Origin of the sequence: Escherichia sp. E2748 (assembly GCF_005781125.1) — a bacterium.
Taxonomy (GTDB): Bacteria; Pseudomonadota; Gammaproteobacteria; order Enterobacterales; family Enterobacteriaceae; genus Escherichia.
The window spans coordinates 597,670-618,143 of record NZ_VATP01000001.1 but is presented as its reverse complement, the minus strand read 5'-3'; the positions used below and the strand labels follow the sequence as shown (position 1 = coordinate 618,143).

General features: G+C 47.4%; 23 protein-coding genes, 3 tRNA genes and 1 pseudogene. 7 read left to right on the top strand and 20 right to left on the bottom strand.

What is annotated here, in order from left to right; genetic code table 11:
- Nucleotides 1-3: 3 nt before the first annotated feature.
- A complete protein-coding gene (gene flhC, locus FEK42_RS02925; RefSeq protein ID WP_064529301.1) occupies nucleotides 4-582 on the bottom strand; it encodes a flagellar transcriptional regulator FlhC in 579 nt (192 codons plus the stop codon).
- Nucleotides 583-584: 2 nt separating this feature from the next.
- The gene (gene flhD / locus FEK42_RS02920; RefSeq protein ID WP_130208529.1) at nucleotides 585-935 is read right to left on the bottom strand and encodes a flagellar transcriptional regulator FlhD; all 351 of its coding nucleotides are present in this window, start codon (nucleotides 933-935) and stop codon (nucleotides 585-587) included.
- Nucleotides 936-1,715: 780 nt separating this feature from the next.
- Here flhD and uspC point away from each other — a divergent pair.
- Nucleotides 1,716-2,144: a universal stress protein UspC gene (gene uspC / locus FEK42_RS02915; RefSeq protein ID WP_130208531.1), complete on the top strand. Its 429-nt coding sequence runs from the start codon at nucleotides 1,716-1,718 to the stop codon at nucleotides 2,142-2,144.
- A 6-nt stretch (nucleotides 2,145-2,150) separates the two neighbouring features.
- Here uspC and otsA read toward each other — a convergent pair whose 3' ends face one another.
- The 5 genes from otsA to araF all read right to left on the bottom strand — a co-directional run bounded on the left by otsA (nucleotide 2,151) and on the right by araF (nucleotide 8,091).
- Nucleotides 2,151-3,575, bottom strand: coding sequence for an alpha,alpha-trehalose-phosphate synthase (gene otsA, locus FEK42_RS02910; protein ID WP_135492727.1), 1,425 nt, complete (start codon nucleotides 3,573-3,575; stop codon nucleotides 2,151-2,153).
- Nucleotides 3,550-4,353, bottom strand: coding sequence for a trehalose-phosphatase (otsB, locus tag FEK42_RS02905; protein WP_130218666.1), 804 nt, complete (start codon nucleotides 4,351-4,353; stop codon nucleotides 3,550-3,552). Before otsB ends, otsA begins: the two co-directional genes overlap by 26 nt.
- A 162-nt stretch (nucleotides 4,354-4,515) precedes the next feature.
- Nucleotides 4,516-5,502: an arabinose ABC transporter permease AraH gene (araH, locus tag FEK42_RS02900; protein WP_130208537.1), complete on the bottom strand. Its 987-nt coding sequence runs from the start codon at nucleotides 5,500-5,502 to the stop codon at nucleotides 4,516-4,518.
- Between the two features lie 14 nt (nucleotides 5,503-5,516).
- Nucleotides 5,517-7,031: an arabinose ABC transporter ATP-binding protein AraG gene (gene araG, locus FEK42_RS02895; protein WP_130259923.1), complete on the bottom strand. Its 1,515-nt coding sequence runs from the start codon at nucleotides 7,029-7,031 to the stop codon at nucleotides 5,517-5,519.
- Nucleotides 7,032-7,101: 70 nt separating this feature from the next.
- Nucleotides 7,102-8,091: an arabinose ABC transporter substrate-binding protein AraF gene (araF, locus tag FEK42_RS02890; RefSeq protein ID WP_130208541.1), complete on the bottom strand. Its 990-nt coding sequence runs from the start codon at nucleotides 8,089-8,091 to the stop codon at nucleotides 7,102-7,104.
- Nucleotides 8,092-8,882: 791 nt separating this feature from the next.
- On the opposite strand from araF, the gene FEK42_RS02885 reads away from it, so the two are divergent.
- Nucleotides 8,883-9,386 (top strand): non-heme ferritin-like protein, encoded by a 504-nt coding sequence (locus FEK42_RS02885; RefSeq protein ID WP_130208543.1) that lies wholly within the window; start codon nucleotides 8,883-8,885, stop codon nucleotides 9,384-9,386.
- A gap of 82 nt (nucleotides 9,387-9,468) precedes the next feature.
- Here FEK42_RS02885 and yecJ read toward each other — a convergent pair whose 3' ends face one another.
- Nucleotides 9,469-9,720, bottom strand: coding sequence for a DUF2766 family protein YecJ (yecJ, locus tag FEK42_RS02880; RefSeq protein WP_064529310.1), 252 nt, complete (start codon nucleotides 9,718-9,720; stop codon nucleotides 9,469-9,471).
- 115 nt (nucleotides 9,721-9,835) lie between these two features.
- Nucleotides 9,836-9,922 (bottom strand): stress response protein AzuC, encoded by an 87-nt coding sequence (azuC, locus tag FEK42_RS02875; RefSeq protein WP_010723106.1) that lies wholly within the window; start codon nucleotides 9,920-9,922, stop codon nucleotides 9,836-9,838.
- A gap of 253 nt (nucleotides 9,923-10,175) precedes the next feature.
- Here azuC and yecR point away from each other — a divergent pair, with 253 nt between their 5' ends.
- Nucleotides 10,176-10,499, top strand: coding sequence for a YecR family lipoprotein (gene yecR / locus FEK42_RS02870; RefSeq protein ID WP_130208545.1), 324 nt, complete (start codon nucleotides 10,176-10,178; stop codon nucleotides 10,497-10,499).
- Between the two features lie 178 nt (nucleotides 10,500-10,677).
- Nucleotides 10,678-11,175 carry a non-heme ferritin gene (ftnA, locus tag FEK42_RS02865; protein ID WP_000917207.1) on the top strand — a complete coding sequence of 166 codons (498 nt, stop codon included), beginning with the start codon at nucleotides 10,678-10,680 and terminating at the stop codon, nucleotides 11,173-11,175.
- Between the two features lie 37 nt (nucleotides 11,176-11,212).
- Here ftnA and FEK42_RS02860 read toward each other — a convergent pair whose 3' ends face one another.
- Nucleotides 11,213-11,452 carry a YecH family metal-binding protein gene (locus tag FEK42_RS02860; RefSeq protein ID WP_130208547.1) on the bottom strand — a complete coding sequence of 80 codons (240 nt, stop codon included), beginning with the start codon at nucleotides 11,450-11,452 and terminating at the stop codon, nucleotides 11,213-11,215.
- A gap of 189 nt (nucleotides 11,453-11,641) precedes the next feature.
- Here FEK42_RS02860 and tyrP point away from each other — a divergent pair, with 189 nt between their 5' ends.
- On the top strand, nucleotides 11,642-12,853 hold the full coding sequence (gene tyrP / locus FEK42_RS02855; protein ID WP_130208549.1) for a tyrosine transporter TyrP: 1,212 nt from the start codon (nucleotides 11,642-11,644) through the stop codon (nucleotides 12,851-12,853).
- 93 nt (nucleotides 12,854-12,946) lie between these two features.
- Here tyrP and yecA read toward each other — a convergent pair whose 3' ends face one another.
- From yecA to uvrY, 7 genes are all read right to left on the bottom strand, one after another.
- Nucleotides 12,947-13,612 (bottom strand): UPF0149 family protein YecA, encoded by a 666-nt coding sequence (yecA, locus tag FEK42_RS02850; protein ID WP_130218660.1) that lies wholly within the window; start codon nucleotides 13,610-13,612, stop codon nucleotides 12,947-12,949.
- Nucleotides 13,613-13,805: 193 nt separating this feature from the next.
- Nucleotides 13,806-13,892, bottom strand: a tRNA-Leu gene (locus FEK42_RS02845).
- Nucleotides 13,893-13,903: 11 nt separating this feature from the next.
- Nucleotides 13,904-13,977, bottom strand: a tRNA-Cys gene (locus FEK42_RS02840).
- Nucleotides 13,978-14,031: 54 nt separating this feature from the next.
- Nucleotides 14,032-14,107, bottom strand: a tRNA-Gly gene (locus FEK42_RS02835).
- Between the two features lie 151 nt (nucleotides 14,108-14,258).
- Complete coding sequence (pgsA, locus tag FEK42_RS02830) at nucleotides 14,259-14,807, bottom strand: CDP-diacylglycerol--glycerol-3-phosphate 3-phosphatidyltransferase (RefSeq protein ID WP_001160187.1); 549 nt, start codon at nucleotides 14,805-14,807, stop codon at nucleotides 14,259-14,261.
- A 56-nt stretch (nucleotides 14,808-14,863) separates the two neighbouring features.
- Nucleotides 14,864-16,696, bottom strand: a complete 1,833-nt coding sequence (gene uvrC, locus FEK42_RS02825; RefSeq protein ID WP_135492728.1) for an excinuclease ABC subunit UvrC — start codon at nucleotides 16,694-16,696, stop codon at nucleotides 14,864-14,866.
- Nucleotides 16,693-17,349: a UvrY/SirA/GacA family response regulator transcription factor gene (uvrY, locus tag FEK42_RS02820; RefSeq protein ID WP_064529316.1), complete on the bottom strand. Its 657-nt coding sequence runs from the start codon at nucleotides 17,347-17,349 to the stop codon at nucleotides 16,693-16,695. The genes uvrC and uvrY overlap by 4 nt, the downstream gene beginning before the upstream one ends.
- A 355-nt stretch (nucleotides 17,350-17,704) precedes the next feature.
- On the opposite strand from uvrY, the pseudogene FEK42_RS22945 reads away from it, so the two are divergent.
- Nucleotides 17,705-17,812, top strand: a pseudogene (locus FEK42_RS22945) (hypothetical protein); the annotation flags it as partial.
- Nucleotides 17,809-18,033, top strand: a complete 225-nt coding sequence (yecF, locus tag FEK42_RS02815) for a DUF2594 family protein YecF (protein ID WP_000106474.1) — start codon at nucleotides 17,809-17,811, stop codon at nucleotides 18,031-18,033. The pseudogene FEK42_RS22945 and the gene yecF, both read left to right, overlap by 4 nt.
- A gap of 66 nt (nucleotides 18,034-18,099) precedes the next feature.
- Here yecF and sdiA read toward each other — a convergent pair whose 3' ends face one another.
- The 3 genes from sdiA to tcyL form a co-directional block, all read right to left on the bottom strand.
- A complete protein-coding gene (gene sdiA / locus FEK42_RS02810; RefSeq protein ID WP_130208555.1) occupies nucleotides 18,100-18,822 on the bottom strand; it encodes a transcriptional regulator SdiA in 723 nt (240 codons plus the stop codon).
- Between the two features lie 229 nt (nucleotides 18,823-19,051).
- Complete coding sequence (gene tcyN, locus FEK42_RS02805) at nucleotides 19,052-19,804, bottom strand: L-cystine ABC transporter ATP-binding protein TcyN (protein ID WP_135492729.1); 753 nt, start codon at nucleotides 19,802-19,804, stop codon at nucleotides 19,052-19,054.
- Entirely contained in the window at nucleotides 19,801-20,469 is a 669-nt protein-coding gene (gene tcyL, locus FEK42_RS02800; protein WP_130208559.1) for a cystine ABC transporter permease, read from the bottom strand. Before tcyL ends, tcyN begins: the two co-directional genes overlap by 4 nt.
- Between the last annotated feature and the right edge of the window lie 5 nt (nucleotides 20,470-20,474).

Below are 20,474 nucleotides of genomic sequence, written 5' to 3'. Positions count from 1 at the left end.
GGGTTAAACAGCCTGTATTCTCTGTTCATCCAGCAGTTGAGGGATAATATCGGCAGGGTTCTGAGAAAGTTTACGTCTTTTTACGGCGCGCGATGGCGGTTGACATAAGCTGCAGGCAAAACTGCCGACAGGTTGATGAGCATGAGTGATAAAATTACCGCCGCAGCAGTTGCAGCTGGAAAGTTGCAGTAAATCGCTTTCGACAAATCGCACCAGAGTCCAGGCGCGGGTTAGCGCCAACAGTGGTCCGTTTTCGGCTTGTGGGCACTGTTCAAGGTATAAACGATAGGCTTTGATTACCGCATCGACGCCATTACATAACCCGGTTTTCAGTAAAAACTGCCATGCATTACAGAACATCGACGCATGGACATTTTGTTCCCAGGTCATAAACCAGTCGGTAGAGAACGGCAACATCCCTTTCGGCGGCGGGCTTCCGCGCAGCTCTTTATAGAGCTTGATCAGGCGTCCGCGACTTAATTGTGTTTCACTTTCCAGCATCTGCAAACGAGCGCCCAGGGTTATCAACTCCATGGCGAGTTGAATATCACGGGCTTCCTGAACAATGCTTTTTTCACTCATGATCAGGCCCTTTTCTTACGTTGTGCTTCTTCGGGCTGATTAACATCATTCAATAAACGCGTGGAGAGCATAATGCCGGTATGAATTTGCTGGAGATCGTCAACACGGGAATCCTGCGTCAGTTGGTTAATAGTCTGGTGGCTGTCAAAGCGGAATTGACAAATCAGTTGATTGGTTTCGGCCAGTTTAACCATTTGCGGAAGAGTCAGCGTCGCCAGCGTTGTAGCCATTTCTTCATTAATACCGAGACGAAACATGGCGGACGCTTTGTCCTGAACGATCAGACGCTGTGCAAGAAGTAAATATGACAAGTTAATGTCATAAATATGTTTCAGCAACTCGGAGGTATGCATTATTCCCACCCAGAATAACTAACTTTATTTTTTATGCGGTATCACCGCATCCCGTGATGTCGCCGGGAAATCCCGGTAAAAAGTAAATAAAAATGGAATAGTAGCGATCAACGAAAAAACACACAGACATCATAAGAGGTGAAACACGTCTTACACAGAGTGATGCTTTTTACACTTATCTAAGATTTTTCCTAATTCGACGCAACTGTACTCGTCACCACTCATACATACAACGGAGCGGAGCTGCGATTTTCGACAATGTGTGACACGGATCACACAAAACACTCAATTACTTAACATTGATGTATAAGTCATACTTTTGTTTTGCGTATATTTCATTCTGTTAAAAAGTTTTTCAGCTTATCTGTGAGCAAAAATGATGTGGCGGGATAAAACTGAGATGTTGCGCACTGTTAATATAAATCACCGTGAATAACCATATCCCGGATATGGGATAAATATCTATGATCTCTGTAAATCATTAAAAAAACAGCCAATTAAATAATAATATGCCATTTAAAAAAAATTAAGGCTGCCAACAATATCAATGTTAACAAGATGTTTTATTGATATTAACCATTTGTTTAGTGAGAGAAATCAATTTCTCCACTTCCTCATCATCACCCGCATGACTACATAGTAACACTACGATATTGATTAATTATCTTTATTAATGATCATGCTAATATTTGCATTTTTGACCAAGTTGTTATTGCATCTATAGCTCATTCAGGGTAAAGCTGTGATCTCACCTGAAGTTCATAGAATAAGGAGCAGGTTATGAGTTACGCCAATATTCTTGTTGCCGTTGCTGTCTCACCGGAAAGCCAGCAACTGTTAGCAAAAGCGGTATCTATCGCCCGTCCCGTTAATGGGCGTATCAGTTTAATCACCCTCGCTTCCGATCCAGAAATGTACAATCAATTAGCCGCGCCGATGCTTGAGGATTTACGCAGTGTGATGCATGAAGAAACACAAAACTTTCTGGACAAATTAATTCAGGATGCTGGATATCCCGTTGAAGAAAAGTTTATAGCTTACGGAGAGTTGAGCGAACATATTCTGGCGGTATGCCGTAAACATAAATTCGATTTGGTGATTTGCGGTAATCATAATCACAGTTTCTTTTCGCGAGCATCCTGCTCTGCGAAAAGTGTGATTGCCTCAAGTGAGGTTGATGTGCTGTTGGTTCCGCTTAAGGGAGATTAAGCGCAATTACGCCAGCTTTGGAAAGGTCGCAACTTTATCGCGCTGCTGGCTTTCCGCGCTGCGCGGAATTATCAGCTTTAGGTCGCTAATAAAGCACTCCTGCCAGTGGTTAATATCGTTTTTCACGATAATTTCCAACATTTCTGCATGACGGGAAATACGTTCTGCCAGCGACATAGTCAATGCCCGATTCAACGCCGCCGCGACTTCATCACGATCGTATGGGTTAACGATTAACGCTGACGTCAGTTCATTCGCCGCCCCCGCAAATTGTGAAAGTACCAGTACACCGGGATTGGCAGGATCCTGGGCGGCGACATATTCTTTCGCCACCAGATTCATCCCGTCACGCAGCGGCGTCACTAATCCGACATCGGAATAGCGGAAGATTTTCATCAGTAATTTACGGTCGAAATGCTGGTTCAGATAATAAAGCGGTGTCCAGCCTAATTGCCCATATTTTCCGTTAATTCTCCCGGCTTCATTTTCCAGCTGATGACGAATATCCTGATACGCCTGCACATCACCACGCGAGGTTGGCGCTATCTGGGTATAACGTATTTTGCCATGATGTTGCGGATATTTTTCCAGCAAGGCTTCATAGGCGAGAAAACGCTCAGGCAGACCTTTGGAATAATCCAGTCGTTCGACAGAAAAGATATTTTGTACGCTTTTCAGCTCCGCTTTTAATTGCGCCAGTTTGGACGGCAGCGGTCCGGCAGCCTGTTTGGCTATTTCATCCGGTTCAATACCAATAGGGTAAACTTCGGTGCGAAATGCCTTGCCCCAGGCCGTATGATTGCGCGAACTACGCGTCGTGACGCGCGTCAGGTTGGAAAGGCAATCCAGAAACGCCAGGCGATCGTTTTCTGTCTGAAACCCCAGCAAATCATAATCACAAAGCTGTTCAAGCAACGTGTTATAAGTCGGCAGCGCGTTGAAAATTTCCGGCGTCGGGAAAGGAATATGCAGGAAGAAACCAATACGATTATTCACGCCACGTTTGCGGAGTTCATGCGCAAATGGCAACAGGTGATAATCGTGGATCCAAATAATGTCATCGTCTTCCAGCAACGGCAGTAATTTATCTGCCAACAATGCATTCACACGTAAATAGCCTTCCCAGGCGGAACGCTGAAATTGCACCAGATCGAGTCGATAATGAAATGCGGGCCAGAGAACAGCATTGGAGAATTGGTTGTAGTATTCGTCGAGATCCTTTTCACTGAGGTTAAAAGAGGCCCAGGTGATATTTCCTTTTTTCACCTTTTTTAGCGGCTGATCCTCATTCCCTGTTTCGCCACTCCAGCCAAACCACAGTCCACCTGCGGCTTTCAGCGCCCCCAGTATACCGACAGCAAGGCCACCGGCACTGGCGGCGTGCTCGTCTGGTGGTGCAATCCGGTTAGATACTACGACTAAACGGCTCATAGTCATCACTCCTGTTATTGTCTCTTTTTAGTTGTTGTAATGCGTTGGTTATCATTTCAAGCCAGCGCCAGACATCCGGCACGCCCGCCAGCCGCCATGATGCCTGAGTTGCGCCTGTGCCAATTTTCACTGACATTCCGCCCAGCCTGTTAACGACCGAGAAGCCAGATTCATCGGTTAAGTCATCGCCTAAAAAAATAGGCTTGCGGCCAATAAAGGGAACTTCCTGCATAAATGCGGCAATCGCGTCCCCTTTGCTGGTACCTCTCGGTTTTATCTCAACGACACACTTTCCCTGTTGTAACGCCATTTGCGGCCAAATCTGGGTAATGCGTTGCGCTAATGTCAATAAGGCGTCCTCATGCTGCGGTGCCTGACGATAATGCAGCGCAAACGCCATCCCTTTAGCCTCAATCTCCACACCGGGAAGCCTGGCGATAGCCGTATGCAGTTGAACGCTAATATCCCGGGCAATCGCTTCCGGCAAATGAACAATATGCGTTTTACCATTGATGTCACGGCGCTCCGCCCCATGCACACCCGCTAACGGGAAGCGATAAGGTTTCGCCAGTGCGTCAAGCTCTACCATTGAGCGCCCTGATATCAATGCCAATGCACCATCACTTGCGGTTGCCAGCAGCTGGAGTCCTTGCAGAATATTTTCAGGTACGACGACCTGATCGGGATGCGGTTTGATTTCCGCCAGCGTTCCATCGAGATCAAAAAACCAGGCATAATTCGCGGATAGTTCAGGGGGTTCGGTTAACGGTTCTGTCACCCGGTACTCCTCCTTATCTTTTTATTGTTCGCGCAGAACGCGCTTTACAGACATGTAAGTATAGACAGTGTGACGAGGCTCGCCATTGACAAAAAGAACAGCCAACCGTTGTGGCGGTTGGCTGTGGAGGATTTTGGAACTAAATAATTATCGTATAAAGCATCAAACAGTGCGTTTCGCTTTTTGCTTATAACGGTCGAAGATCACCGCAGCCAGCAGGATTAAGCCACGAACAACATACTGTGCAAACGGAGAAATATTAAGCAGGTTCATGGCGTTTTCCACGGTGCCTAAAATTAAGATACCCGCCACTACATATGAGATTTTTCCGATGCCGCCTTTCAGAGAAACGCCACCTAAAACGCAGGCAGAGATAACAATCAGCTCATAACCAATAGACGTCATTGGCTGGCCGCTGGTCATACGAGAAGCCAGAATGATCCCGGCAATCGCCGATACGAGACCAGAGAGAACGAAGATAATAATTTTGGTACGGACTACCGGTACACCCGCGAGGCGTGCCGCCTCTTCGTTACCGCCAATTGCCAATGTATTACGACCAAACGTGGTTTTGTTCAACAGCAAACCAAAGACGACCAGGCAAGCCACAGTGAGCCAGATTGGCGCAGGCAGGCCGAACCAGTTGGCATAACCGAGTGCAAAGAAGCTTTCATCTTCGATGCCCACCGCTTTACCGTCAGAGATAATATACGCCAGACCACGGACAATCTGCATCGTCGCCAGCGTGGTAATCAGGGCGTTGATTTTCAATTTAGCGATAACAAAGCCATTCACCAGGCCGCAGAGAACGCCCAGCAGTAAACCTGCCGCCACGCCAATCCACAAACTTTCGGTCAGGTTAATAACCACCGCAGTGGTTACGCCTGCGCAGGCAATCACCGAGGCGACAGAAAGGTCAAAGTCACCTGAGGCCAGGCAAAACAACATACCGCAAGCCACCATCCCCGACATGGAGATTGCCAGTCCCAGCCCTTTCATATTAATAAAGGTGGCAAAGTTCGGCACGAAGATGGCACAGGCGATAAAAAGCACTGCGAACACCACCAGCATACCGTACTGATCCCAGATACGCCCGAGGCTGAATGACGACTTAGGCGCGCCAGAACCCGATGTAGAAACAGAAGACATCTTATTCTCCTTACTCAGGCAACTGCCTGGCTGACTTTAGGCATAGCAAGGCTTAGTGCCTGACGCTCATCTGCCTGCTCGTGTAGCAATTCACCGGCGATTTCACCTTCCCGCATAACTACGATGCGGTCGGCGACACCAAGGACTTCGGGCAGGTCACTGGAGGCAAACAGTACCGCCACACCCTGCGCGGCCAGCGCATAAATCACGTTATAAATTTCATGTTTAGCCCCTACATCGATGCCGCGCGTAGGTTCATCAAGCAAAATGACTTTCATCTCTTCGGATAACCAGCGCCCTAAAATGGCTTTTTGCTGATTACCGCCGGAAAGATTCATGATCAATTGCTCTGCACCTGGCGTTTTGATGTTGAGAGAACGAATGTGGTGATCGGCATTATTGGCTTCCCAGCCGTTGTTGATCACGCAACCGCCGTGCACATGTTTGCGACGAGCGCTGATGTTGATATTGTCGCGCACCGAATGCACTGGAATAATGCCCTCCGCTTTGCGATCTTCCGGGCAGAGCATCATGCCAGCGGCAATGGCGTGGCCCGGTTTACGGATATCGATCGGCTGTTGGTCGATATAAACCTGCCCAGCGGTAATTTGCGTACCGCCAAACATGCCTTTCATTAATTCGCTGCGCCCTGCCCCCACCAGACCAAACAGGCCGACGATTTCGCCACTGCGAACAGCCAGGCTTATTGGCGTACGCACGCCTGGTGCCTTTACCGCATCCAGACGCAAGCGCTCCTCGCCGTAGTTGCGCGGTTGCCAGCCGTAGATATCGCCGATGTCGCGACCAACCATTGCCTGTACCAGCGAGTCATGATCTACCTGCTGCATGTCGGTAAAGGTTTTGACGTAACGACCATCTTTAAAAACAGTGATGGCATCGCTGAGCGCAAAAATTTCTTCCATACGGTGAGAAACGTATAAGATCACCCGTCCCTCTTTTCGCAGTTCACGAATGACGCGAAACAGATTGTCTATTTCACGCGCGGATAAGGAGCTGGTTGGTTCATCAAAAGCGATAATTTTGGCGTTACGTGCCAAAGCTTTGGCAATTTCAACCATCTGCCATTGCCCGATGGAGAGGTATTTCAGCGGCGTATCCGGGTCAATATCCATACCCAGATGTTTGAGCTGTATCCCAGCTTCATAATTCAGCAGTGAACGATTCACGATACCGCCTTTATGAGGAAGCTGGCCGAGATAGATGTTTTCCGCGACGGTCATTTCCGGCACGAGATGCAGTTCCTGGTAAATAATCGCGACACCCGCATTCAGTGCTGCGGTTGTATCGGAAAAGGACATTTCCTGCCCATTAATCACTACAGAACCCGTGGTTGGCGCATAGTTTCCACTAAGGATTTTTAAGAGTGTTGATTTTCCGGCGCCATTTTCACCCATCAACGCATGAACCTGACCGGCATAACAGTCAAAACTGATATCCGTAAGCGCCTTAACGCCTGGAAAGGTTTTACCAATGCCGCGAAATGAGAGATACGGGGTAGACTGTTGCATAACGTCTCCGTGAATCACTGGTCGTTTTACACCCCCTCTGCATAACGCAGAGGGGAATTTTTCCGGCAGATTACTTACCGCCTAAACCTTTTTTCTCCAGTTCTTCTTTAAAGTTGTCACGCGTGATCAGCACCACGTCGGTAACTTCAGTGAATTTTGGCGGTTCAACGTCTTTTGCTACCCAGTTGTAAAGCATTTCGCTGGATTTATAGCCATGAACGTCCGGGCTTGGCAGCAGTGAACCATAGAAACCCGTAGCCTGTGCCTTTGACAGTTCACTCACCGCATCCACACCGTTAATACCGATACCGATAATATCTGCGGCTTTAAAGCCCTGACCTTCCGTCGCGCGAACGCCACCCAGCACGGTGCTGTCGTTCATACCGACGATCAACCAGTGTTTAACTTCAGGATGTTGAACCAGCATAGAGTTGGCGGCATCAAACGCCCCTGGAATGTCGTTAGATTTGGTAGGAACTTGATAAATTTGTTTTTCCGGGAATCCGGCGGCTTTCAGCGCATCCATAGAACCGGTGGTACGACGACGGGCGGTATCCAGTTCGTTGGCAGTAATCGCCATTACGGCGCTTTCTTTCACATCCCAGCCACGTTTCTGCATCTCTTTATACAGTTCCTGGCCCTGACGTTCGCCAATTTTCGTCGCCGCCATCATCACCAATGGAACGGTATCAACCGGCTTACCTTTGGCATTAACAAACTGATCATCCACGGCAATAACTTTCATATCGTAGCCACGCGCTTTCGCCACGATGGCTGCACCCAGTTTCGGGTCCGGAGTACAGATAACAAAACCTTTCGCGCCACTGGCTGCCAGGCTATCAATAGCGTTCAGTGTTTTTTCGCCATCAGGTACGGCTATCTTAATAACTTCAAAGCCTAAATCTTTCCCGGCTTTATCGGCAAACTTCCATTCAGTCTGAAACCACGGTTCTTCTGGTTGCTTCACCAGAAAACCGAGTTTCAGATTTTCCGCCATAGCGGATTGTGACATAACGGCAGCCAGACCGATGGCTGCAAGAGCTTTAGTAAATTTGTGCATGGTTATCTCCAGCTTTAGCATCATTTTGTGTAGGGCAAAACCTAAGAACTTTCGTTAATTCAATCGGAAAACAAAGCATTACCTTTGGCGAAAAGATAAGTGACTGTGTTGGCATAGTTTTAGCGAGAAATTAATTCTCCATAGGAGAGCAATATCACACCGCAGAATTACAGTGAGAACGTGCATGAATTTAGCAATAAAAGACATACGGAAGACGTCAATTGTATGACAAATGAGAAATGACTTAGCAGATTAGTCCATAAGATTAGCCTGGAAATCCTTGTGGCATCATTTGATAGCTCTGGCGTGTCTTCTTTTTAATCTAATTTGCTCGGGCAAGAAGCTGCTCATTACAGCTGAATGGTGAATGATGTAAGAAGAATAAAAACTCCAGACAAAATTCCTTTCGCTGTTAATTATCACCACCTTCATTAATGAAGGGTAAATCCATAATGCGAGCATCATCGCAAAACTGAAAAAATACCTGAAAATATAAGAACAGCATCATGAAATTGATAAATTCATTTAATATCAATAACATCAAGAAATTCACAACATTGAGAGTTATTGCAAATCAATAACTCTAATCAATGAAATGTAAAAAAATATAAACTTGGTGATTTAAGGATTTTCTTATAATGCTTCAGACGTTATGCTTATTTCAGATCATCGTCAGAATTGACTCCAGGATCACATTTCGGACCTGCAGAAAGGAATTATTCTGCAAACAGTAATTACGGTGTTTTGATTTATCTTGCACCTCTCGTCTTCTGGATATAAGGATATTAGGTATGGCAACCACTGGAATGCTTCTCAAACTCAACACTCAAATGAACCGCGAGTTTTATGCATCCAATCTCTACCTCCACCTGAGCAACTGGTGTTCTGAACAAAGTCTGAATGGCACCGCGACTTTTCTTCGCTCCCAGGCACAAAGTAACGTGACTCAAATGATGCGCATGTTTAACTTCATGAAAAGCGTCGGAGCGACGCCCATCGTTAAAGCCATTGATGTACCTGGCGAAAAACTGAACTCTCTGGAAGAACTCTTCCAAAAAACGTTGGAAGAATATGAGCAGCGTTCAAGCACGCTGGCGCAATTAGCAAATGAAGCTAAAGAGTTGAATGATGATTCTACTGTCGATTTTCTGCGCGATCTGGAAAAAGAACAGCAGCACGATGGTCTCTTACTGCAAACCATTCTTGATGAAGTGCGCAGTGCGAAACTGGCCGGTATGTGCCCTGTCCAGACCGACCAGCATGTTCTGAATGTCGTGTCGCATCAGATACATTAATAAAATCGGCGCATGAAAAGATGCGCCGAATACACAAAAAGTGGTGAAAACCGCTGCCTCACATCGCTGAGGCGGCGGTTTTTTAATGGGATTCGTTTTGTGGGGTAAACTTTAGCTCAATCAACGCGATGGCTTTTTGAATAGCACGCATAGTGACTGGGTCAGCAGCAGCCGGATGGTGGGTAAAATCAATATTCTTCAGCTGGCTGGACATTTTTTCACGAACCTCAACAGGCGCGATCACATCGAGCACGTCGAGAATTTGTTTGATCACCAACTGGCAAGCAACAACATCAGAAACCAGTTCCTGATCGGCATTCAGCGGCTGGGACATCCTAAACTCCTGATAGCATTTTGAAAGCCGTTATAGTAGCGGCTTCCCTTCCTCAACGATAGTCACATCAGCCCGCATCAGGGTACAAAAAAACCTGCCGGAGCAGGTTTTTTTATTATCTGAACATATTGCCTGGCGGTACGTCTTTGAACGTCTTGCAATAATTATTGAACATGCTTTTCAGGATCTTACGCAGTTTCATCGCGCCACTCCGATTATTTGTTATGCAGGTGTTATTGTTCTTGCTGCTTATAATATGACATCCATCACAAAAATCAATCTTTATGTGATGCAAATCACATAAATACCCCTTTAATGTTACATAAATGATAACCACAAGATGTGTGCGTTCTGCAGAAAGCAAGGAATAGCGCTAATCCGTCGTCTTTTCTGTCCATAACCTGGCTGTGTCCACAAGTACAATACCTGTTTCTTCTCCCTCTTCAGGCTGTGACATGAAACATCTGATAATTGTTTTTTCACTTTTAACAGTAGCGGGCTGTACCGTAACTCGTCAGGCTCACCTCAGCGATGTTGACGCCACGAGTGGCATTGTCCGCCTCGTTTATAATCAGGCTTTTTTACAACACGCCCGCACTGACAACTATCTCGATCAGGGAATCGCGAACCGCGCATGTCAGCAGGTTGGATTTACCCGCGCCTTTGCGTTTGGGCAACCTGTAAGTAACTGTAGTTTGTTTGCGGGATCATTATGTCTGAATACGCAATTTACACTGTCGTATCAGTGCCGATACTTAACCCCCTCGGCTTATCAATAAAGATTTTAATCAGCGAGGGAGGCTTCGCTGGTTAATTACCATCTCAAATAGCGTTAATGCGTTTTATTCACATTCGCATTTTTAATAATTGAATTTAATATTTTACCTTTTGCAAATAATAAAATAACAAATTATAGTGGCGCCACAGCAACAAATATAACCTTTGTGGAGCACTATCATGCTGAAACCAGAAATGATTGAAAAACTTAATGAGCAGATGAACCTGGAACTCTACTCTTCACTGCTTTATCAGCAAATGAGCGCATGGTGCAGCTATCACACCTTCGAAGGTGCTGCCGCGTTTCTGCGTCGCCACGCCCAGGAAGAGATGACGCATATGCAGCGTCTGTTTGATTACCTGACCGATACCGGAAATTTACCGCGAATTAATACCGTTGAATCGCCGTTTGCTGAATATTCTTCACTTGATGAATTATTCCAGGAAACCTATAAACACGAACAATTAATTACGCAAAAAATTAACGAACTCGCTCACGCTGCCATGACTAATCAGGACTACCCAACGTTCAATTTCCTGCAATGGTATGTGTCTGAGCAACACGAAGAAGAGAAGTTGTTCAAATCTATTATTGATAAATTGAGCCTGGCAGGGAAAAGCGGCGAAGGACTTTATTTCATCGATAAAGAACTCTCTACCCTCGACGCACAAAACTAATCTTCTCTGGCGGCAGATTTTCTGCCGCCGTTTCAGATCAGTGACGACAAATCTTACTTTTATCGGTTGAGAACCCCTCTTCGCAGGGAATAAATTTGCCTTTTTCCGCCAGAAAAGCCACCAACTCTCCCGCTGTCATCCCCTCTGCCGAGCAAGTATGAAAACGTGTCTGATCACCAAAACGCGCTTTGATCGCCGCTTCCAGGCTGGCGTGCGTATATTGCTCACCTGATTCAATCATCATATTTAACACTTCATGACCGTGAATCGATTCCATCGTTCCTCCTCAAAAAAAGCATAGCGTAACGATCCCCGCGCCTTATGGCTTTGCGCCAGCTCAGTTCTGAATGCATTTATCGTACATTTTTATTTACACTGTATGTAACGTCGATTTGACGAAGTTTGGATAATGCCTTAACCTGCGCCGCAGATATCACTCATAAAGATCGTCAGGACAGAAGAAAGCGTGAAAAACAGAACTCTGGGAAGTGTTTTTATCGTGGCGGGAACCACAATTGGCGCAGGTATGCTGGCAATGCCGCTGGCAGCGGCTGGCGTCGGTTTTACCGTCACTCTGACATTGTTAATTGGCCTGTGGGCCTTGATGTGTTACACCGCGCTGTTACTGCTGGAAGTGTATCAGCATGTCCCTGCAGATACCGGCTTAGGCACGCTGGCAAAACGCTATCTGGGCCGCTACGGTCAGTGGCTGACCGGCTTCAGTATGATGTTTTTAATGTATGCCCTGACCGCAGCATATATCAGCGGTGCCGGTGAATTGCTTGCCTCCAGCATCAGCGACTGGACAGGCATTTCAATGACCACAACCGCTGGTGTGCTGTTGTTTACTTTTGTTGCCGGTGGTGTGGTTTGTGTTGGGACGTCGCTGGTCGATTTGTTTAACCGTTTTTTGTTCAGCGCCAAGATTATTTTCCTGGTGCTAATGCTGGTATTGCTGCTACCACATATTCATAAAATCAATCTGCTAACGCTGCCACTGCAACAGGGTCTGGCATTGTCTGCAATTCCGGTGATTTTTACCTCGTTTGGTTTTCACGGTAGCGTACCGAGCATCGTCAGCTATATGGATGGCAACATTCGTAAATTGCGCTGGGTGTTTATTACCGGTAGCGCGATCCCTCTGGTGGCATATATTTTCTGGCAACTGGCGACACTGGGCAGTATTGATTCAACAACCTTTATGGGACTGCTGGCGAATCATGCAGGATTAAATGGGCTGTTACAGGCATTACGCGAAGTGGTGGCCTCGCCGCATGTCGAGTTGGCAGTGCATTTATTCGCTGATTTAGCCCTCGCCACATCTTTCCTGGGCGTAGCGTTAGGCTTATTTGATTATCTGGCGGATTTGTTTCAGCGTTCCAATACCGTTGGTGGAAGACTGCAAACCGGTGTAATTACCTTTCTGCCGCCATTGGCGTTTGCGCTGTTTTATCCACGTGGTTTTGTAATGGCGCTCGGGTATGCTGGCGTAGCGCTGGCAGTATTAGCGTTGATAATTCCTTCACTGCTGACCTGGCAGAGCAGGAAGCATAATCCACAAGCAAGCTATCGGGTGAAAGGTGGACGTCCCGCACTGGTGTTGGTGTTTATCTGTGGCATTGGCGTGATTGGCGTGCAATTTTTGATTGCGGCAGGATTGTTGCCAGAAGTGGGATAAATGCTTTGCCGTGTATATGGACATAGTCCAGATTTTTGTCCGCATCCTTAAAACATGGGTGCCAGAGTTAATTCTGACACCCAATATAGCCTCTTAATGCAGGCAGCACTGCTTATATTTCTTGCCACTACCACATGGGCAAGGGTCGTTACGACCAGGTTTTTCTTCAGCTTTAATCGGTTGCTGAACAGCTTTTTCCTGAGGATGCGTCATCCAGTAAGCATGCAAATCAAGCGCCGCCAGTCGAATGGCATCCACGCTTTCTTCAAACGCTTCTGGCGACATCTTCTCTACGCGCTCGAAGTTTTCCTCAGTACCGTGCAGCGCAATCGCTTCAAGCGCCGGTTTTAATGAGTCAGGCAATGCTGACCAGTCAGAAAGCGCAACGCCACGCATATAGCCAAAGCACCACTCTTCGACAATCGTCAGCTCCCTACCGTCAACTTCTCGTAGACCAAATAACGGTTCAAACTGTTCAGGAAACTCGTTGAGGCGCTCTGCAGTATCGGCCATATGTTGAAACGCCAGGTTCATAAAGCGCGTCATCTCTTTCTCTGACGCCCAGCGCGGCACATAATCCGCCCCACCCCACACAGCAACCAGCCACTGTTCTGGTTCAATTTCTTGCGGAGAACTCAACACCGCCGTCAACAAACCGTCCAGCTCTGCCACATCAAGGATGGCGTGGTCAGTGTTGTATTTGGTCAAGATATCATCCAGCCATTCCAACTCACTTTCGTTTAACGGTCCAGTTTTCATACGCTTTTCCTTGTGGATCTCGACTCGCCAGCGCCTATCTTACATGTCGGTCTGGCATAGAGATACTTTTCGAGTGGATTACCCGGAGATTAAAAATCAGAGAGGGTGTAACGACAAGTTGCACATACAAAAAAACCACCCGAAGGTGGTTTCACGACACTGCTTATTGCTTTGATTATTCTTATCTTTCCCATGGTACCCGGAGCGGGACTTGAACCCGCACAGCGCGAACGCCGAGGGATTTTAAATCCCTTGTGTCTACCGATTCCACCATCCGGGCTCGGGAAAAGTTGGAGGCGCGTTCCGGAGTCGAACCGGACTAGACGGATTTGCAATCCGCTACATAACCGCTTTGTTAACGCGCCGAATTCTTCAGGCTTTTCAGCCAGACACCCGCTTAATGCCGATGTCTTTTAAACTGGAGCGGGAAACGAGACTCGAACTCGCGACCCCGACCTTGGCAAGGTCGTGCTCTACCAACTGAGCTATTCCCGCAATCATCAAGCAATCAGCTAATCACTTGATTTTATTATCGTCTGGCAATCAGTGCCGCCGTTCGATGCGTTGCATTCTACTTACCTGACGCGTTGAGTCAACGATATTTTTCATCACTTTTGATCGTTTGCTGAAATTTGCGTCGAAACGATCACTGATCAAGCAAATCTGCGCGAGCAGCGCTCAAATATTGCAACATTGACCAGAGTGTCAGCACCGCAGCCACAAAGAAAAGGGCAATACCGGCGTACTCAACCCAAATATTCGGGCGCCACAGCAACCAGGCCAGCGCGACCATCTGGGCAGTCGTTTTGACTTTACCAATCCAGGATACGGCCACACTGCTACGTTTACCGAGTTCAGCCATCCATTCACGCAGAGCAGAAATGATAATTTCACGGGCAATCATCGTTGCCGCCGGTAAGGTCACCCACCAGCTATGATAATGCTCGGTTACCAGCACCATGGCGATGGCGACAAGCACTTTGTCTGCTACTGGATCAAGGAAGGCACCAAAACGGGTACTCTGGTTCCAGCGACGCGCCAGAAAACCATCGAACCAGTCAGTCACCGCCGCGACGCAGAAAATGAGCGCGGCAGCAAACGGCGACCAGGTAACAGGTAGATAAAAAACCAATACAAAGAATGGGATAAGGATGACACGGAACAGTGTGAGCAACGTAGGGATATTAAATTGCATAATGACGGGTAACTATCTGTTGTCAGTAAGATTACCCCTATGTTGCTACAGAGACATCAATGTTTCAACGACCAGAAGATCTTTTCTGCCAGACCTTGCGAAATACCCGGCACTTTTGCAATTTCTTCGACGCTGGCGTTACGTAAACCTTGCAAACCGCCCATATATTTCAACAACATTTGCCGACGTTTTGGCCCGACGCCTTCAATGGTCTCCAGGGTGCTGGTATTTTTGACCTTCGCCCGTTTTTTGCGATGTCCGCCAATCGCATGATCGTGTGATTCATCGCGAATATGCTGGATGACGTGCAACGCAGGCGAATCTGGCGGTAAGCTAAAGCCCTCTCCTTCAGGCTCGAAGAACAATGTTTCCAGCCCAGCCTTACGGTCGGCCCCTTTGGCAACGCCAAGTAACAACGGATGGTTTTTATCCCAGGGGACGTCCAGCTCGGCGAAGACATTTTTCGCCTGCGCAAGTTGTCCTTTGCCACCATCAATCAGGATCACGTCCGGAATCTTACTGTCATCGATGGCTTTACCATAACGCCGACGCAACACCTGATTCATCGCCGCATAATCATCGCCCGGCGTAATGCCATTGATGTTATAGCGCCGATACTCCGCACGCAGTGGGCCATTAGCATCAAACACCACGCACGAGGCAACGGTTTGTTCGCCCATCGTATGGCTGATATCGAAACATTCCATCCGTTTCACTTCCGGCAATTTCAACACGCTGGCAAGCGCTGTCAGTCGCTGATGAACGGTTGATTGCTGCGAAAGTTTGGTGGTTAACGCTGTTGCTGCATTCGTCCGCGCAAGTTTCAGGTAACGCGCCCTATCGCCTCGCGGTTTGGTCTGAATGTTTATCTTGCGCCCCGCCAGTTCTGATAATGAATCGGCGAGCAGCGTTTTATCGCTAAGATTAAAATCGAGCAGGATCTCACCCGGGAGAGTGCGCATCTGGCTGCCCTGTAAATAGAACTGACCAACAAAGGTTTCCACGACTTCGCCCAGTTCCGTACCGCCCGGCACCTTCGGAAAATAGCTACGGCTACCGAGCACTTTGCCCTGACGAATAAACAAAACATGGACACATGCCATACCAGCATCGAACGCCACGCCAATAACATCAAGGTCGTCGCCCGTATTAGAGACAAATTGTTTTTCGGTGACGCGTCGCACCGCCTGAATTTGGTCGCGAATACGTGCCGCTTCTTCAAACTCCAGATTCTGGCTGGCTGTTTCCATGCGGCTAATCAGTTGCTTAAGCACCTGATCGTCTTTACCCGATAAAAACAGGCGCACATATTCAACCTGCTGGGCATACTCTTCTTCGCTAACCAACCCGGCCACGCACGGCCCAAGACAGCGCCCTATCTGGTATTGCAGGCATGGACGCGAGCGATTGCGATAAACGCTATTTTCGCACTGGCGAATGGGGAAAATCTTTTGCAACAACGCCAGAGTTTCACGCACCGCATAACCATTCGGGAACGGGCCGAAATACTCTCCCTTGGCGTGCTTCGCACCGCGATGCATCGCCAGACGTGGATGTGTATCGCCACTGAGGAAGATAAAGGGGTAAGATTTATCATCGCGTAACAAAACGTTGTAACGCGGCTGATAGAGTTTGATGTAGTTGTGTTCCAGCAATAATGCTTCGGTTTCAGTATGAGTCACCGTGACATCGATTTGCTGGATCTGGGCGACCAACGCTTCCGTTTTGCGCGAAGCGAGATTGCTACGGAAATAGCTGGAAAGCCGTTTTTTCAGGTCTTTCGCTTTACCGACATAAATAACCGTACCACCAGCATCATACATGCGATAAACGCCCGGCTGGCTGGTGACGGTTTTTAAAAACGCTTTTGCGTCAAACTGAATACTCACTGACTTGTTAACGTCTCCGCATTACACAAACCATGGCGAATAGCCAGGTGAGTCAGCTCAACATCGCCATGAATGTTTAATTTACTGAACATACGGTAGCGATAGCTGTTCACCGTTTTCGGGCTGAGATTAAGCTGTTCTGAAATCTCATTGACCTTCTGGCCTTTGGTAATCATCAGCATAATCTGCAATTCGCGTTCAGACAAACTGGCAAATGGGCTTTCTGTTTTTTCTGGTTCGATCTGGCTTAACGCCATTTGTTGCGCAATGTCAGAAGCAATATAACGCTGCCCAGAATAGACAGAACGAATCGCGCTCACCACCTCCTGCGGGGCCGCACCTTTGCTTAGATAGCCCGCAGCGCCAGCCTGCATGACTTTTGCTGGTAAAGGGTTTTCGGTGTGAACCGTAAGCATGATGATTTTGACATCTGCGGTTGAACGGGCGATTTTACGCGTCGCCTCAAGGCCGCCAATGCCAGGCATGCTCATGTCCATTAGCACCACGTCGACGGAATTTGCCCGGCACCACTTAACGGCATCTTCACCACAGGAAGCCTCACCAACGACTTTAATACCCTTTATATCTTCCAGAATGCGTCGTATCCCTGCGCGCACCAGTTCGTGGTCATCAACAAGTAGAACGTTGATCAAAGGAATATCTCCAGAAATAGGGATAACGCTACTGATAGTTAGTCATCCGTATATTAGCGGGTTTTATTGCAACTTTGAAACGTTAAAAATGGTGGGTATTCGATTTTTCTCTCATTTTTGATAATTCGATTGTCCACAGTTATGATCACGTCCGTCACCAAAAAGCTTCCGGGGCGTTGTAACCTATCTGTTAGACTGAAATGTGACAAAAATTGACTTCATTCAGCACAAATGAAAAATCATCAGCATGAATATGTAACATTAATTAACTCAATAAATGCGCACAAAAAACATTCATGATATAAATATTTATTAACCACTATATTAACTAATTTAATACCAATGATGATTCAGCGACCAAAAAACAACCACTGCTATTTTTAGCAAAGCTTATGGTATACTCCGCCGCCTTAACATTTTTTACTGCAAATTTTCATTGCAACATGACGAGGAAAATAAATGAGTACGCCTGATTTTTCTACTGCCGAGAATAATCAAGAACTGGCAAATGAAGTCTCCTGCCTGAAAGCGATGCTGACGCTGATGCTGCAGGCGATGGGACAAGCTGACGCGGGCCGCGTGATGTTAAAGATGGAAAAACAGCTTGCGCTGATCGAAGACGAAACCCAGGCTGCGGTATTTTCCAAAACGGTTAAGCAAATTAAACAGGCCTACCGTCAGTAATATAAAACCGGCTGAAAGCACACCTTTCAGCCGGTTTTACACCTGGCACGCAGAATGTAATAGAGGTCATATTAAGCCAGTTGCGGCAGCGTAACAGGCAACCTGGGTCTTATTTGGCGCGTTGATTTTTTTCTGCATGTTTTTCTGATGAAAATTAACCGTGTTCTCGGAGATTGACAAGATCATCGCAATCTCTGCCGATGTCTTACCTTCCGCGGTCCATTTCAAAATTTCCTTTTCCCGCTTACTGAAATTCATCTCCGGCGTCATCACTATTTGATCATTTAAACGCATCAGCGCCATCAGACTTTCGCGCACCAGTAACTGCATTTTTAATTGCAGCTCATCACTAAGAACAGGTATTTCGCGCGTACTGCTACGAGAAAATGACAAAAATCCCAACGCCCGGTTCGGTAGCATTAAATACTGAGTAACTCCCCTGCGTAAACCATGTGCACGCGCAGCCTCCCATAATGGCTGGGCTTCACTGAATAAGTCATCATTCCACAATAAATGGCCCTGACTGAAGTTTTCAGGGTTGAGCACGGGATCAATAGCGAGAAAGTTTTTTGCCTGATAATAACTAACCCACGACTCAGGGTAATTGGTGTAGAAAGCCACTTTGGGTCGCGTGAATGGCACCGGGTGGCGAACACATAACGAATAGTAATCGTACTCGAGCTGCTGAGCCTGAAGCTCTATTTCATGGTAGACCTCTTCTGCGGCCTCCATCCTCTGAAAGCGCGACAGCATTGTGCGACGCCAGCTAAAAAAATCCGTATCCTGCATAGTAAACCGCAATGCCCCTGAGAGTGAGTATCATTTATACTGAAAACTCAAGCTATCACATAAATAAGATTTATATATAATTTATATTATTCAGATAATGAATTACTTTTGCAAGACATCGCATTCTCTTATGTTATTAATGAGTTATGCTGATTTATTAACCGTTTATTGAGTCTTCAGGAGAGTGGTTCGCCCCGGTCACTAACTCACCGGGGCTGATTTTTTCTTATTATTGCAGTAGAAACTTCTCGAGAAACTGGCGGGTACGGGGCTGCTGTGGATTAGCAAATAACGCTTTCGCCGAGCCCTGCTCTACTATCCGCCCCTGGTCCATAAAGATCGCGCGGTCAGCAACGTCACGGGCAAAGCTCATTTCGTGTGTCACAATCACCATTGTGCGCTTTTCCTGTGCCAGCTGGCGGATAGTATTCAGGACTTCGCCCACCAGCTCTGGGTCCAGGGCCGACGTTGGCTCATCAAACAAAATCACCTCGGGACGCATCGCCAGCGCCCGGGCAATCGCCACACGCTGCTGTTGACCGCCAGATAAACGACGTGGATAGCTGGCTTCTTTGCCTGCAAGGCCAACTTTCGCCAACAACTCACGTGCGCGCGCCGTGGCGTCCTCTTTAGGTTCACCTTTGACAATCACCGGCCCTTCAATAATGTTTTCCAGCACCGTACGATGCGGAAACAAATTAAAGTTCTGGAAAACAAAACCAACGTGCTGGCGCAACTGACGAATCAGGGATTTTTGCTGACTTAACGAACGCGCGGTATCAATGGTGATATCCCCGACGGTAATCGTCCCCGCTTCTGGTTGTTCCAGCAAATTTATGCTGCGTAGCAACGTGGTTTTCCCGGAGCCGCTTGGACCTATAATCGCCACCACTTCGCCGGTTTTAACCTCCAGATCTATGCCATGCAGCACCGTCTGACCGTGGAATTTTTTCACCAGGTTTTTAACGTCAATGGCACTCATTTTGGATCCCTCTCCTGGCGATTAAGTTGACTCTCAAAATGGTTCTGCAACGTCGATAACACCGTCGCCATAATCCAGTAGATGAGCGAAGCCGCCAGATACATGGTGAAAACTTCCAGTGTGCGCGAAGTAATCAACTGCGCCTGACGGAACAGCTCTGGCACCTGAATCGTCGCAGCCAGAGAAGTATCTTTTACCAGGCTGATAAAACTGTTCGACAACGGCGGCAGTGCTACCCGCGCGGCCTGTGGCAAAATAGCACGACGCATAGTTTGCCACGGCGTCATGCCGATACTGGCAGCTGCTTCCCACTGACCTTTATCTATAGACGAAATCGCTGCCCGCAGCGTTTCGGCTGCATAGGCGGCGGTGTTCAGTGACAGGCCAATCATCGCTGACGGAATCGGGTCTAATTCAATACCAAACTGCGGTAAACCGTAGTAGATCATAAACAGCTGTGCGATGAGTGGCGTACCACGGAAGATGGAGATATAAAAACGCGCCAGCCAGCGCACAGGCCAGACGGGCGACAGGCGCATCAGCGCGAGAATAAATCCCAGCAGTAAGCCAAAAAACATGCCGCCGATGCTGAGTTGCAGCGTATACCCTGCCCCTTTCAACAGGAATGGCAGCGAATCAATAACCAGTTGTATGCTTTCTTGCATGAGCG

Bases quoted from the DNA above. Each gene is read 5' to 3' on its own strand.
- azuC (WP_010723106.1), bottom strand. From the start codon at position 9,922: ATGAAACTGCGTAAGATCCTGAAAAGCATGTTCAATAATTATTGCAAG.
- sdiA (WP_130208555.1), bottom strand. From the start codon at position 18,822: ATGCAGGATACGGATTTTTTTAGCTGGCGTCGCACAATGCTGTCGCGC.
- ftnA (WP_000917207.1), top strand. From the start codon at position 10,678: ATGCTGAAACCAGAAATGATTGAAAAACTTAATGAGCAGATGAACCTG.
- flhC (WP_064529301.1), bottom strand. From the start codon at position 582: ATGAGTGAAAAAAGCATTGTTCAGGAAGCCCGTGATATTCAACTCGCC.
- yecJ (WP_064529310.1), bottom strand. From the start codon at position 9,720: ATGTCCCAGCCGCTGAATGCCGATCAGGAACTGGTTTCTGATGTTGTT.
- araG (WP_130259923.1), bottom strand. From the start codon at position 7,031: ATGCAACAGTCTACCCCGTATCTCTCATTTCGCGGCATTGGTAAAACC.
- otsA (WP_135492727.1), bottom strand. From the start codon at position 3,575: ATGAGCCGTTTAGTCGTAGTATCTAACCGGATTGCACCACCAGACGAG.
- yecF (WP_000106474.1), top strand. From the start codon at position 17,809: ATGAGTACGCCTGATTTTTCTACTGCCGAGAATAATCAAGAACTGGCA.
- araH (WP_130208537.1), bottom strand. From the start codon at position 5,502: ATGTCTTCTGTTTCTACATCGGGTTCTGGCGCGCCTAAGTCGTCATTC.
- uspC (WP_130208531.1), top strand. From the start codon at position 1,716: ATGAGTTACGCCAATATTCTTGTTGCCGTTGCTGTCTCACCGGAAAGC.
- araF (WP_130208541.1), bottom strand. From the start codon at position 8,091: ATGCACAAATTTACTAAAGCTCTTGCAGCCATCGGTCTGGCTGCCGTT.
- tcyN (WP_135492729.1), bottom strand. From the start codon at position 19,804: ATGAGTGCCATTGACGTTAAAAACCTGGTGAAAAAATTCCACGGTCAG.
- yecA (WP_130218660.1), bottom strand. From the start codon at position 13,612: ATGAAAACTGGACCGTTAAACGAAAGTGAGTTGGAATGGCTGGATGAT.
- yecR (WP_130208545.1), top strand. From the start codon at position 10,176: ATGAAACATCTGATAATTGTTTTTTCACTTTTAACAGTAGCGGGCTGT.
- FEK42_RS02885 (WP_130208543.1), top strand. From the start codon at position 8,883: ATGGCAACCACTGGAATGCTTCTCAAACTCAACACTCAAATGAACCGC.
- tcyL (WP_130208559.1), bottom strand. From the start codon at position 20,469: ATGCAAGAAAGCATACAACTGGTTATTGATTCGCTGCCATTCCTGTTG.
- flhD (WP_130208529.1), bottom strand. From the start codon at position 935: ATGCATACCTCCGAGTTGCTGAAACATATTTATGACATTAACTTGTCA.
- pgsA (WP_001160187.1), bottom strand. From the start codon at position 14,807: ATGCAATTTAATATCCCTACGTTGCTCACACTGTTCCGTGTCATCCTT.
- FEK42_RS02860 (WP_130208547.1), bottom strand. From the start codon at position 11,452: ATGGAATCGATTCACGGTCATGAAGTGTTAAATATGATGATTGAATCA.